The following is a 13,085-nucleotide window of genomic DNA, read 5'->3' on the forward strand; positions in this document are numbered from 1 at the left end:
GCAGCACATCTGTTGAGACATTATATTGAGCAATTTTCCATTTCTTTAAGGATTCCATTAATAGAAGCACATGAATTAAGACATAACTCTCACTTCATGTTGCTTCTTTTTTTGATTATTTCATCGGGGGAAACCATGATCTTTGCCATGTTTTTTCTATCATTGCAAATAGATAAAGAGGGAAAATTAGAGATAAACCTTCAATCAATCTTCCCTTGATGGAAAATGAATAAGTTTAAAGAGGACAACAGAAACATGAAGCTGGATGATTTTTTGAAAAACCGACTTTCTTCTATATAATAATTAATAAAATTTAAATTTCTAAACACAGATATAATTACGTGCAACTTCAAAATGGGAGAACCGACCTATCCTAATTGATGAAAGCCGCGGTATTTTACAGTTATAATGAACATGCCAGTCAGTATAACCAAATGCCAGTTTAAACTCAATGTCTGCTATGTTTCATTTTGTTTATCGCGATTTATTTCCACTTCCCGTTTAGCTCTAATAAAAGCGATAAATTGAATTGTTTCCTCTTCAGAAAGAGAAATTCCATCTACAGCAAGCTCCATATCTGGTAAATCCGTTAATTCCATGACTTGAGGTGACTCATTATCCAGATCCTTAGATGGATAACCTACTCGACCCAGAATGTAATCAGTTGAGGTATCATATAAGCCTGCCAATAAATTAATCGTTTCCAATGAAGGGCGGCGGTGGCCCGATTCATAACCGGCATAGGTACTCTTGGCGATTCCGAGTCTGTCAGCGGTATATTGCAAAGACCATCTTTTGCCCTTCCTTAATGTAGTCAATCTATTTAAAATCATTATTATTACTCTCCTTTTATATAAATCCATTATAACATCATATTGAAAAAAGTGTACGCGTAATGAATAACTTTCGCTTGATTTCACTATGAAACATGACTATAATAACATGTGTTGTACGCGTTACATGAACATTTACAGCGGAAACATCCTTTTCTGAGATGATTAGAATGATAGTGAAACAGGGAGGCTTATTAGGGGGTAGTATATTGGAAAAGTTAAAATCAAAAATGAAGAAGTTGATGTTGCTTACTACAGGTGGTACAATTGCATCGTTAGAAGGAAAAAATGGACTTGTTCCAGAAATGAAAGCTGACGAAATTTTAGGCCACCTACCGGGATTGGATTTACTATGTCAGATTGATAGTAAGCCTTTGATGAATATTGATAGTACAAATATGCAGCCGGAAGATTGGACAGAAATGGCACAATCCATCCATGAGCACTACCATGATTACGATGGCTTTGTGATTACCCATGGAACAGATACAATGGCTTACACTTCTGCTGCGCTCTCATATATGTTACAAGATTTAGGGAAACCAATCGTCATTACTGGTTCTCAGGTCCCGATTGCCTTTAAAAAGACAGATGCCAAAAGGAATATCTCTGATGCGATCCGGTTTGCTTGTGAAGATATTGGAGGAGTATATGTTGTTTTTGATGGCAGAGTCATTCAGGGTACGAGGGCCATTAAATTGAGAACGAAAAGCTATGATTCGTTTGAAAGTATTAACTATCCTTATATTGCTACCATATTCAAAGATAAAATTGAGTATCTAAAGCCAGTTCATTCACCAAAGAATAAGGAAGCTAAGTTGGATGCTTCCCTATGTACTGATGTTGCTTTAGTCAAGCTGCATCCCGGTATTAAGCCTGAATTCTTTGATTTCCTGAAAAATCAATGTCGGGGAATCGTAATTGAAAGTTATGGAAGCGGTGGTATTCCATTTCAAGGAAGAAACATTTTAGAGAAATTGAATGAGTTAGTACAATGTGGAATATCCGTTGTCATTACTACCCAATGCTTAGAAGAAGGGGAAGATATGGATATTTACGAAGTGGGACGAAAAGTGAACAAGAATGTCATCATTCGTTCCAGGAATATGAATACAGAAGCCATCGTTCCTAAGTTGATGTGGATATTAGCGAAGACGCAGGATCCTAAAAAAGTGAAGGAAATGATGGAAACACCGATTGCAGAGGACATTACATTCTAGAACAAACAAAGGGGCAAGAGGAAATGTTGATAGAAGAGAAAACATACCGAATCGAGAAAGACTTTCTTGGGGAAAAGGAAATTCCAGCAGATGTTTATTATGGTATACAAACTTTACGCGCAGTGGAAAATTTTCCGATTACCGGTTACAAAGTCAATGAAGAAATGATTCGTGCACTGGCCATGATTAAAAAAGCGGCCGCTTTAGCGAATATGGATACCAAACGGTTATATGATGGTATTGGAAGCGCTATCGTCAAAGCTTCTGAAGAAGTGATCGATGGAAAGTGGCATGAATATTTCATCGTTGACCCAATTCAAGGCGGTGCGGGGACATCGATGAATATGAATATTAATGAAATCGTTGCCAACCGTGCGTTAGAACTTATGGGACACAATAAAGGTGATTATGTACATGTTAGCCCAAATAGCCATGTTAACATGTCTCAATCAACCAATGACGTATTCCCAACTGCCATTCATTTATCAACACTGCGTCTTTTGGAGCAATTGTTACAAACAATGACCAAGATGAGTACGGTTTTAAAGAAAAAAGCAAAACAATTTGATCATGTTATCAAAATGGGACGCACACATCTTCAGGACGCAGTGCCGATTCGCCTTGGTCAAGAATTCGAGGCTTACAGTCGCGTTTTGGATCGGGATATAAAAAGAATAAGTCAATCACGTCAACATTTATATGAAGTGAATATGGGAGCAACAGCAGTGGGAACGGGATTGAACGCAGATCCGCGTTACATTGAAAACGTTGTTACATATTTAGCTGAAATCAGTAACTTGCCGCTTGTAGGAGCAGAACATTTAGTAGATGCAACCCAAAATACGGATGCATACACTGAGGTTTCAGCTTCATTGAAAGTATGTATGATGAATATGTCTAAAATTGCAAATGATTTACGTTTGATGGCTTCAGGACCGAGAGCGGGATTAGGAGAAATCACACTTCCAGCCCGTCAACCAGGTTCATCCATCATGCCAGGTAAAGTAAATCCAGTCATGCCAGAATTAATTAATCAAGTCGCTTTCCAAGTAATCGGGAACGATAATACGATTTGCTTAGCATCAGAAGCGGGACAACTAGAGTTGAACGTAATGGAGCCAGTGCTTGTATTCAATTTGTTGCAATCAATCAGCATTATGAACAATGCTTTCAATGTCTTTACAGATTATTGTTTGGAAGGCATTGAGGCTAATGAGCAGCATTTAAAAGATTATGTCGAACAAAGTGTCGGAGTGATTACTGCAGTCAATCCGCACCTTGGGTACGAAGTGGTTTCACGTATTGCCCGAGAAGCGATATTGAAAGGGAAGTCAGTTCGCGAACTTTGTTTACAATATGATGTGTTGACAGAAGAAGAATTGGATCTGATTCTAAATCCTTATGAGATGACTAAACCCGGAATAGCGGGAGCTTCTCTTTTTGATCGGCAATAACCAGTATTTTGGTAGAAAACATGAATCTATATGATTTTTGATATAATGACTATGCCTTTAGGACCGTTGGTATAAAGGCATGGTCATTTTTTATATGCATTTCAATAAAGTATGTCAAACAAACGTCCGTCAACTGCTTTTCGCCATAGATAACTGAATATTCAGTCAATGCAAGGCGTCAATCTAATCATGGATGGGTTTAACTAATAATAGAAAATCCATCCCCCTTAGAAGATATCCAGGGGGATGGGGAAACTTGAGCTCAATAATATGCCTGTATTAGCCCTTTACTACTTCCTGTCCTCGAACATTCCAAGTACATGCAAAGACCACTACTGCCAGTACACAAGAAATCGTAATTAATGTAAAACCTGCATTCCAGCCTGAAAAGTCAACTACATATCCCATAATGGCATTAGCCGCCACAGATCCACCTAGATATCCAAATAAGCCAGTCAGTCCTGCTGCAGTGCCTGCAGCTTTTTTGGGAACTAAATCAAGTGCTTGCAGACCTATTAACATTACTGGCCCATAAATTAAGAATCCAATCGCAATTAGGGATATAATATCAATCATTGGGTTGCCTGCAGGGTTAAACCAATAAACAAGGACTGCGATTAATACTCCTAGCATGAAGACAACGCCAGCAGGTCCCCGACGGCCTTTAAAAACTTTATCAGAGATATAGCCGCATAATAAAGTACCCGGAATACCTGCCCATTCGTATAAGAAATAAGCCGTACTGGACTCGTCCATGTTGAAGCCCTTTTCTTCGCTTAAATAGGTTGGTGCCCAATCAAGTACCCCATAACGGACGAAATATACAAAGATGTTTGCAATCGCAATCGCCCAGACCCATTTGTTATTTAATACATATTTAAATAATATCTCTTTTGTTGTCAGTTCTGTTTCAAACGTTTTTTTCATTTTATTTGGAAAATCATTACGATACTCTTCAATCGGCGGCAATCCAACTGATTGTGGTGTATCACGTATTAAGATAAATGATATGATTGCTATTAATATGGCAACTAGAGCAGGTAGTATAAAAATTCCTTCATAACCTGCATATGAAGAACCCATTAATGTTGCAAAGATGGAGACACCTGCAATGGCCAATGGTGCCATTAGGCCACCACCCACATTGTGGGCAACATTCCATATTGCCGTTTTCCCTCCTCTTTCACTTACACTGAACCAGTGAACAAGGACTCTCCCTGATGGAGGCCAGCCCATTCCTTGAAACCACCCATTAATGAATAACATGATAAACATGATTGTAACCGATGATGTGAAAAATGGGACAAGTCCCATAAGTAAGCTGACGATTCCAGCAAGTATCAAACCTACTGGCAAGAAATACCTCGCGTTACTTCGGTCTGACACAGTTCCCATTACAAACTTACTTATCCCATATGAAATCGAGATAGCTGATAATGCAAGTCCTAGCTCTCCAGTTGTATAGCCTTCCTCCTTTAAATATGGCATTGCCATGGAAAAGTTTTTACGAATTAAATAATACGCTGCATATCCAATGAAGATCCCGATGAAAACTTGTAATCTGAGTTTCTTATATTCAGAATCTATTTTTCCTTCCGGTAATCTTTCAACTGGTAGAGCTGGCTTAAATAATTTGAGCATCCAATTCCTCCTTAATATGATATTTTTGAACCTAATTAAATAAAGTAATGATGATGACACATAAAAAAACCCATACCAAAATAGTAACCTTTTTGTTAAAAGGTCCCATTAAAGCATGAGTCTCCAAATCTCCACCATCGTTAACTTGTAATAATTATACTATCTTCATAAGAAAACGCTGTCAACATTTTTTTGTGCCCATTCGGACAAAGAAGGAGCCATTGACGTCAAGTTACTGACTGAGTCTTTTTTGGCATCAGTTTTTAGATCAGGATAAAATGCGGCTCACTTGAAATGGCTTAATCGGTTATATTTCATTTGAAAATTTTTTCTTAACGAATGGTATATGTCTAATGTTCCAATGAATATTAATGGTAATGGTAAAAACCAATGGAATGACATGCGCAATTTTTCATCTTTTTTAAGATTGTTAAAATAATGTAATCAGTCACTTCCATATGGAAAGGGAGGATATTTTGAAACAAGTGAATCGTTTTATCCGAAGCGTTACATTTCTAATGCTCGCATTTCTCATGTTTAGTGTGCAGGCTGCTTATGCTTCATCAGATTCAATATCATCGCAATCCACGCCGGACCTTTTGATTAGGAAGATTATGGGCTTAGCCTATGAATCCCAACAATCCATTAGCAGTGGACCTTTTTCTGTAGGTGATTCGTTGATGAAAGTGGAAAAAGCCTGGGGGGCACCGGAAGATTTAAGTACTGTTGCAGCCAATTATTGGAGCCGGAATGTCCGATTCCTTTATGACGGTTCAACAGGTAGAAAGACGATTACCGCCATTGATGATTTTGATCCGCAATTGCAAACCATTCATTTATCCATGTTGAAGGAATTGATTGGTGAACCGGTAAGTGAAGTGGAGCAAGAAGGGATGTACTATGTCACTTATACCGATTACGCAAATTATAAAGTGGTCTTCGTGTTTGAAAGCGCCTGGATTGACCCAAATCCAAGATTGAATATGTATACGGTTGAATTTGCACCAGATTAATAAGTCAAAAAACGATCGACCCCTTTTTTACAGGGGCGATTCAGAATGGAGACAAACTCGATGAAAATCGAGTTTGTCTCCATTTTTTTATGGCTTGTACAATCTGGACGTTGCTTTCCACTCCAGGCACTCGCTTTCCGCGGGCAGTCCGGGAGCCTCCTCGGCTTTCGCCTGTGGGGTCTCCCATAGACACGATGTTCCCGCAGGAGTCTCATACCTTCCTTTCCAATCAACTTGTTTTAACCTTTAGATAGAGCCCTTTTGCCTAGAGTCTTTTTGTTTTAAAATAGAAATATTAAAACTTGAGATGATGAGGATGCTTTCAAAACATGATTCTATCCAGCGAGACCAACTAGAAATGATTACTTTAGATCAACTGGTGCCAGCGAACCATTTGGTTCGTAAAATAGAGGCTGCCATTGACTTCGCTTTCCTATATGATTTGGTGAAAGATATGTATTCAGAGATAGGACGCCCAAGTATTGATCCAGTTATTTTAGTAAAACTGACATTCATTTAATATACCTTCGGTATTCGTTCCATGCGTAAAACGATTGAAGAAGTTGAAACAAATATGGCTTACCGTTGGTTCTTAGGCTATGGTTTCCATGATAAAGTACCTCATTTCTCAACGTTCGGGAAAAATTATGAACGACGCTTTAAAGATACAGACCTGTTTGAACAGATTTTCTATCGCATCTTAATGACAGCTGCTGATAGAAAGTTAAAAAGTGCTGAACACGTATGCGTCGATTCCACACATGTGAAAGCCAATGCGAATAAGCGCAAATTTGAAAAGAAAATCGTACACAAAGAAACACGAGCATATCAAGGACGTCTTCAAGATGAAATAAATCAAGATCGTGAAAACCATGGAAAGAAGCCTTTTCTACCAGATAAACTTGATAAGGAAGAAACCAAAGCAATTAAAGAAAGTACTACGGATCCTGAGAGTGGCTACTATGTGAAAGATGAACGAACAAAACAGTTTGCCTATTCATTCCACGCGGCTGCAGACCGCCACGTCTTTGTATTGGGAACGATTGTAACACCTGGAAATACACACGACAGTCAAATTTTAGAGCCACTAGTTGAACAAGTGATTGAGAAAGTTGGAAAACTGGAAGCCGTTGGCTCAGATGCAGCTTTTAAAACACCAGCGATTACAAGCTACCTATTTAACAAAGAAATTATACCGGCTTTACTTATACACGCCCTCGCACAAAAGAAGGTTTCTTCCGCAAACAGGACTATGTATACGATGAACATTTTGATTGTTACCTTTGCCCAACGGGTTAGCTATTAAAGTACTCAACAACAAATAAAGAGGGCTATCGAGAGTACAAATCGCCCAAACACATTTGTACAACTTGCTCATTTTATCTCGGTGTACAGAAAGTCAAGAATGTCAAAAGGTGGTAACTCGTCATATCTGGCAAACACATATGGATGAAGCAGATCATCTGCGTCATCATCAAGATGTAAAAACTATATATGCAAAGCGTAAAGAAACGATTGAGCGTGTATTCGCAGATGTAAAAGAAAAGAATGGTATGCGTTGGACTACTTTAAGGGGACTTAAAAAATTGTCGATGCAGGCGATGCTTACTTTCGCTGCCATGAATGTAAAGAAGATGGCCAATTGGACATGGTAAGGTCCGAAAATGGCCTAACATGGTGGGCTCGTAAAGCCCCCATCTCTTAACTTTAGGCGAAAAATCAAAGGGAATTTCAAAAGGGGTTCGGAATTTTATAATTCCGAGCCCCTTTTGTCTACAAACTGAATCAAACAAATGTTTGATTAGTTTTTACTCTTTGGTTTAAGTCCGGTAAATATAGGCCACCCTTCTTTCGTTATGGTAAAGATGGGCTCATATTCATCGCCCCATCGCTTTAATGTATCGCGTACTGTCCACTCCATAATATCCCGATAAACTTGTATATCATTGGTTTGATTTTTGTCATGCCGACGATGGTTTAGCAATGCTTTATCCACGCAATGAAAGCGATAATGCTCAATTAGCCGAGAAAGAACTCTTATGTCCTCTGCATAACGACCTTCATAGGGATCATCTACTGGCCAACCGCCAATAAGTTGCAATGCAGTAGTACGATAAAAACGAGGCCATACGGAACTATTAGCGAGGAGAAATTCATATCGCTCCTGAAATGAGCGCCCTTTTATTACTCTACTTTTCACTCTAGGTCTTAGCCACTCTAGTTTTTTTGTAGTGGGATTAAATTTAAATTTTTTACTATTTCGAGTGGCTTCACTATCCACACTTGTTTTTACTAGGTTTATATTTCCACTAAACACAGCGATTTCATCAGGATTCGTAACCGTTTCCGTTTCCTTTAATAACACTTCCAGTGTATAAGGGTAAAACCAGTCATCTGCATCCAACTGAATTAGAAAAGGAGTTTCAACTAGGTTTAATCCGGAGTTCATACTTTTAGACTGTCCCATGTTTTGTGAGTGCCTAACCAATTTGATTCGTGGATCTTCCAGGTAATCCTTAATCTTAACCACGGTGTCATCAGTTGAGCCGTCATCTATTAGGATAATCTTCCAGTCTTTATACGTTTGTGCATAAACGCTATCCAGTGCTTCAAGTATATATGCACCAGGATTATAAAATGGGATTACAACTGTTACCTTACTTTCCATCATGAATTACCTCCTTTAGAACAATCATTTTCGTAAAACAACTTTGTCTCTCGTAAACCTTCAAGCAACTCATAACTGGGCTTCCAGTCCAATTTCTGTAGTGCTTTTTCATTATTCAGCCTGCTGTATTGAATGTCCCCGTTGCGTCTAGGAAGATATATAGGCAAAGCAGAATCGAGAAACATGGATGAAATTAAAGCATGTAATTTATTAATGCTTGTTTTTTTATTAAGACCAATGTTTATTATTTCATTTGTTCCATTTGTTAAAGCCGAGAGATTTGCTGATGCGACATCTTTCACATAAACAAAATCCCTCGTCTGTTCCCCATCCCCAAAAATTACCGGTTGTTCACCTTTTAATGCCTTTTGCATGAAAATAGCAATCACACCGCCCTCACCCTTTGGAGTCTGACGGGGGCCATACACATTGGCATAGCGAAGAATCGTATAGGGAGTTCCGTAAAGTTTGTGATTGAGCTGAATATATAACTCTGGAGTATACTTGGATACACCGTAAAAGGAGAGAGGCTGCACGATAAAATTTTCGTGAATGCTGCAATCGTTGGTTTCTCCATATACAGCACAGGATGAAGCGTAAATGAATTTTTGGACATTGAATTTTTGACAGCATTCCAACAAACGAATGGTAGCAAGGATATTAGTATCAGCATCGGCAGCTGGATCCTGAATTGATTTGGTGATATCAACTTGTGCTGCTTGATGAATGACATACTCGGGTGTTTCTTTGGCAAAAACCTCTTCTAATTGGGGTGAGTGAATATCCAACAAATATAAGGTCGCTTTCTTATGAATGAACTCCTTTTTTCCAGTACTTAAGTTATCAATCACAATTACTTCATGTCCAGATTCAATGAGCAAATCAACAATATGGGAACCTATAAATCCAGCTCCGCCCGTCACTAGTACTCTCATAGCCTACTCCTTTTCTAAATTCTCTTTATACCAGGCTATTGTTTTTCTTAGTCCTACCTCAATATCGATTGAAGGGTAAAAATTCAGCAGTTTATTAGCCTTCGTCAAATCTGGGATTCTATTTTGTGTATCTTCATAGCCAATCCCATAAGCAATTTCATAAGGAATATGGATAATAGGGGAGGGTGAATTGCATAATATTTTTATTTTTCCAGCAAGTTCGTTGATGGATAGAACCTGATCCTTGCCAATATTAAATACCTCATTATTAACCTGATTGTCTATGCAAGACAACGTTCCTGTAACCATATCATCAATATACGTAAAGCATCTTGATTGGGTGCCGTCTCCATATACTGTGAGAGGTTCACCTTTCAATGCGGAGGTTATAAACTTAGGTATCACCCCCCCGTATTGGGTGGCCGTAGCTCGGGGACCGTAAGCATTAAAATAACGGACTACTGTTACAGGAAGTCCTTTCTGCGCATAAGCAAAGCATAAATGTTCATCTAGTGCTTTTGCTGTAGCATAACACCAGCGATGGGTCGTGGTTGGCCCCAATACCCTGCTGGAATTTTCACTGAATGGAAGTTGATTATTCTTTCCATACACTTCGGAAGTGGATGAAAAAATGACTTTAATCTTTTTTGGATAAGCGAGTTCTAGAACGTTCCGTGTTCCGTCAATGTTACCCTCGATCACCTTTAGTGGATTTTCGACTGTATTCTTCACTCCTAACACGGCAGCTAAATGAAATACGATTTCACACTGGTCGATTAAGCTTTCAAGAAGGTTTCGATTCAAAACCGAACCATTCACAAATGTATGATTTGGATGGTTCATCACTTCACTAAGAAAAGATTTTTTCCCTGTAGATAAATCATCTAAAGTGATCACCGTATGGTTCAACTCAATCAATTTTTTTACAATATGTGAACCAATAAACCCAGCCCCACCTGTAACAAGCACTTTCACCGGGATCCACCTCCCAATCGAATGACCTTGGCATTCCCGGTCAGACCTTGCGTTATATTTCTTGTATCATAAACTACCTTTGCATGGTCTAATATTTTTTGAATGGGTATTTGAGAGTGATCCGTCAAAATCAGTATACAGTCTGCTAGTTGTAATTGTTCCTCTGTTAAAGGAATACTCTGCATTTTTTTTTCATTAAAAGTTATTTCAGAGATAAATGGATCATGATAGGATACGTGGAAATTAGAATTATTCAGCCTTTGAATGATTGGAAAAATAGAAGACTCTCTGGCATCATTAATATCTTTTTTATAGGCGGCACCATAAATGAGAATACGAGGATTTTTTTCAGAAGAAGTGGTTTCAATTTGTTCAGCGATGTACTGGATGATGTCATGATTTAATTTATTTGATATTTCAATGAATTGGCTGTCTGTCCCACTTTGTTTCGCTATCCATTGCAAATAGAGAGGGTCAACAGGAATGCAATGCCCCCCTATACCCGGACCAGGAAAAAATGAAGTAAATCCATATGGCTTTGTATTGGCTGCCTGAATAATTTCCCAAACATTTAAGTTTAAATTATCACAAAGGATAGCGAATTCATTGATAAAAGAAATGTTAATAAATCGGAAAGTATTTTCTAACAACTTAGTAATTTCCGCCACTTCTGTTGAAGACACGGTAACAACTTGATTGTAAACTTGGCTATACAAATTATAAATTTGCTCACTACACTGATTTGTTACACCGCTGATTACTTTTGGAATTTCCTCTACAGTCATAAGATTATTTCCAGGGTCAATACGTTCAGGAGAATAGGCAAGAAAAAAATCAGTTCCTACCTGTAATTTACTTTTTTCTAAAATTGGGAGGAGCTCCTTTCTCGTTGTTCCGGGATAGGTTGAACTTTCTAGAATAACTAATTGTCCCTTTATTAAGTGTGGAACAAGTGAATTACCTACATCAACAAGAAAGCTTAAATCTGGTTCGTGAAAAGTAGTCAAAGGTGTTGGTACACAAATTATGATCACATCGACCATTTCAGCACTCTGATAATTAGAGGAAACAGTAAATTTCCCAGAGGATGTTGCATCTTTTATTTGGTCAGAGCTAACATCGGGGATATATGAATCATTTTGCTTCAGGCTTTCAATTTTGCTTTGATTGACATCAATACCAATGACATCAAAGCCCTTTTTTACAAAAAGTAGAGCAAGAGGCAAACCTACATAACCTAGGCCAATTATCCCTACCTTTTTAAAATGGGCATTATTGTGCTTTATATTTTCTGACATATTTCCTTCCCCCACTTATAATTATTTTGTTTATCCTATGCCGTTAAATGTAAAAGGAAATAGTCTAATATAACAAAAAAACAAAATAGTTTAGTTTATATTGACATTTAACGGCATTTAGGTAAATGTGAATAAAGGCGATTGCTGATATAGATATGTAAAATAGCCTTGTTTTCATATGTGAAGTTTTTTCCTTTTTTAACGAAATTTTTTATAATGTAGATTTTTTTGGGAGGCAACTCTTGTTCGTTGTAATTACACTTACAACTTTAAATAAAGGGAATAAGCAGGCAAAGTAGGATATCATCGCAATAATGGACATGATTACTACTATGGCTTGGAATATTTGTCTGAAGCCTTGAAGCTATTCTTTACACCCATTTCAGATGTCGTGGAAAAGCACTTCTTGAATTGTTTAATCAGGTTCCAAGAGGAGGAAATACGCTATCAGGAACAATAATTCCTGCGCAGCAATCTCTAACACGATTTAGCTCTCCCGTAATATAATCTCAAGACTTTGTTAATGTTCACTTCTTCACCCCTGAATGTTCTTAGCAGGCGACATAAACAATCATGTCTGCAGTTGTCCTTCTTTTTTCGACATCCCATCTTTCTATTCCCTTTCAAAATCCGTTCCAAGTAATATATTAATTGGATCAGGACGGCCATCCTTACACTTTTAGTTCCAGAAAGTTTCGTTTATGAGATTCATTGAAAAAATGAAAAGTGGATTAACAATTATACAAACTTTGAATAGGATGGTGTATGACAGCCTTAATCAGTGGATAAAAACTGCGTAGACTAGTGTTTTCATACGGAAAATGAACAATATATGGAAATTATTCATTTTGGAAAAGAGTGACTTTTTCATTACGAATGTAGCAAAAGAAATCCTCACGCTGAAACATGCACTCGAAAAGGCATCGATAAAGGACATGAATAGATTTGAAAAATATCGAAATCGATAGTATTGCACTTTTAGAGGCAAAACATCTAGGGGGTTATTGTCTAGATGCAAGTGTTCTAGGTTTATATATTGGTCTAACAG

At 37.9% G+C, this 13,085-nt stretch carries 9 protein-coding genes and 1 pseudogene; 4 read left to right on the forward strand and 6 right to left on the reverse strand.

Features of this window, described 5'->3' with window-relative positions:
• Positions 1–458: 458 nt before the first annotated feature.
• On the reverse strand, positions 459–833 hold the full coding sequence (locus tag ACZ9AO_RS14075) for a helix-turn-helix domain-containing protein (RefSeq protein ID WP_476109278.1): 375 nt from the start codon (positions 831–833) through the stop codon (positions 459–461).
• 230 nt (positions 834–1,063) lie between these two features.
• Here ACZ9AO_RS14075 and ACZ9AO_RS14080 point away from each other — a divergent pair, with 230 nt between their 5' ends.
• Both ACZ9AO_RS14080 and aspA read left to right on the forward strand, forming a co-directional pair.
• Positions 1,064–2,053 carry an asparaginase gene (locus ACZ9AO_RS14080; RefSeq protein ID WP_095392140.1) on the forward strand — a complete coding sequence of 330 codons (990 nt, stop codon included), beginning with the start codon at positions 1,064–1,066 and terminating at the stop codon, positions 2,051–2,053.
• 23 nt (positions 2,054–2,076) lie between these two features.
• Positions 2,077–3,507 (forward strand): aspartate ammonia-lyase, encoded by a 1,431-nt coding sequence (aspA, locus tag ACZ9AO_RS14085; RefSeq protein ID WP_034307227.1) that lies wholly within the window; start codon positions 2,077–2,079, stop codon positions 3,505–3,507.
• Between the two features lie 279 nt (positions 3,508–3,786).
• Here the strand turns inward: aspA and glpT are convergent, their stop codons facing one another.
• Positions 3,787–5,148: a glycerol-3-phosphate transporter gene (glpT, locus tag ACZ9AO_RS14090; protein WP_034307225.1), complete on the reverse strand. Its 1,362-nt coding sequence runs from the start codon at positions 5,146–5,148 to the stop codon at positions 3,787–3,789.
• A 485-nt stretch (positions 5,149–5,633) separates the two neighbouring features.
• Here glpT and ACZ9AO_RS14095 point away from each other — a divergent pair, with 485 nt between their 5' ends.
• Together ACZ9AO_RS14095 and ACZ9AO_RS14100 are read left to right on the forward strand one after the other, a co-directional pair.
• On the forward strand, positions 5,634–6,161 hold the full coding sequence (locus tag ACZ9AO_RS14095) for a DUF4309 domain-containing protein (RefSeq protein ID WP_476109353.1): 528 nt from the start codon (positions 5,634–5,636) through the stop codon (positions 6,159–6,161).
• 316 nt (positions 6,162–6,477) lie between these two features.
• Positions 6,478–7,816 (forward strand): annotated as a pseudogene (locus tag ACZ9AO_RS14100) (IS1182 family transposase).
• Between the two features lie 146 nt (positions 7,817–7,962).
• Here the strand turns inward: ACZ9AO_RS14100 and ACZ9AO_RS14105 are convergent.
• Genes ACZ9AO_RS14105 through ACZ9AO_RS14120 form a run of 4 tightly spaced genes read right to left on the reverse strand, consistent with a single transcriptional unit; the run spans position 7,963 to position 12,037 of the window.
• Positions 7,963–8,832: a glycosyltransferase family 2 protein gene (locus ACZ9AO_RS14105; RefSeq protein ID WP_476109279.1), complete on the reverse strand. Its 870-nt coding sequence runs from the start codon at positions 8,830–8,832 to the stop codon at positions 7,963–7,965.
• Complete coding sequence (locus ACZ9AO_RS14110; RefSeq protein WP_476109280.1) at positions 8,829–9,764, reverse strand: NAD-dependent epimerase/dehydratase family protein; 936 nt, start codon at positions 9,762–9,764, stop codon at positions 8,829–8,831. Before ACZ9AO_RS14110 ends, ACZ9AO_RS14105 begins: the two co-directional genes overlap by 4 nt.
• Positions 9,765–9,767: 3 nt before the next feature.
• Positions 9,768–10,739, reverse strand: a complete 972-nt coding sequence (locus ACZ9AO_RS14115) for an NAD-dependent epimerase/dehydratase family protein (RefSeq protein ID WP_476109281.1) — start codon at positions 10,737–10,739, stop codon at positions 9,768–9,770.
• Positions 10,736–12,037, reverse strand: coding sequence for a nucleotide sugar dehydrogenase (locus tag ACZ9AO_RS14120; RefSeq protein WP_476109282.1), 1,302 nt, complete (start codon positions 12,035–12,037; stop codon positions 10,736–10,738). Before ACZ9AO_RS14120 ends, ACZ9AO_RS14115 begins: the two co-directional genes overlap by 4 nt.
• Positions 12,038–13,085: the final 1,048 nt, after the last annotated feature.

It is taken from the genome of Peribacillus sp. TE19612, from assembly GCF_056279465.1.

Bases quoted from the DNA above. Each gene is read 5' to 3' on its own strand.
- ACZ9AO_RS14080 (WP_095392140.1), top strand. From the start codon at position 1,064: ATGAAGAAGTTGATGTTGCTTACTACAGGTGGTACAATTGCATCGTTA.
- glpT (WP_034307225.1), bottom strand. From the start codon at position 5,148: ATGCTCAAATTATTTAAGCCAGCTCTACCAGTTGAAAGATTACCGGAA.
- ACZ9AO_RS14120 (WP_476109282.1), bottom strand. From the start codon at position 12,037: ATGTCAGAAAATATAAAGCACAATAATGCCCATTTTAAAAAGGTAGGG.
- ACZ9AO_RS14110 (WP_476109280.1), bottom strand. From the start codon at position 9,764: ATGAGAGTACTAGTGACGGGCGGAGCTGGATTTATAGGTTCCCATATT.
- ACZ9AO_RS14075 (WP_476109278.1), bottom strand. From the start codon at position 833: ATGATTTTAAATAGATTGACTACATTAAGGAAGGGCAAAAGATGGTCT.
- ACZ9AO_RS14105 (WP_476109279.1), bottom strand. From the start codon at position 8,832: ATGATGGAAAGTAAGGTAACAGTTGTAATCCCATTTTATAATCCTGGT.
- aspA (WP_034307227.1), top strand. From the start codon at position 2,077: ATGTTGATAGAAGAGAAAACATACCGAATCGAGAAAGACTTTCTTGGG.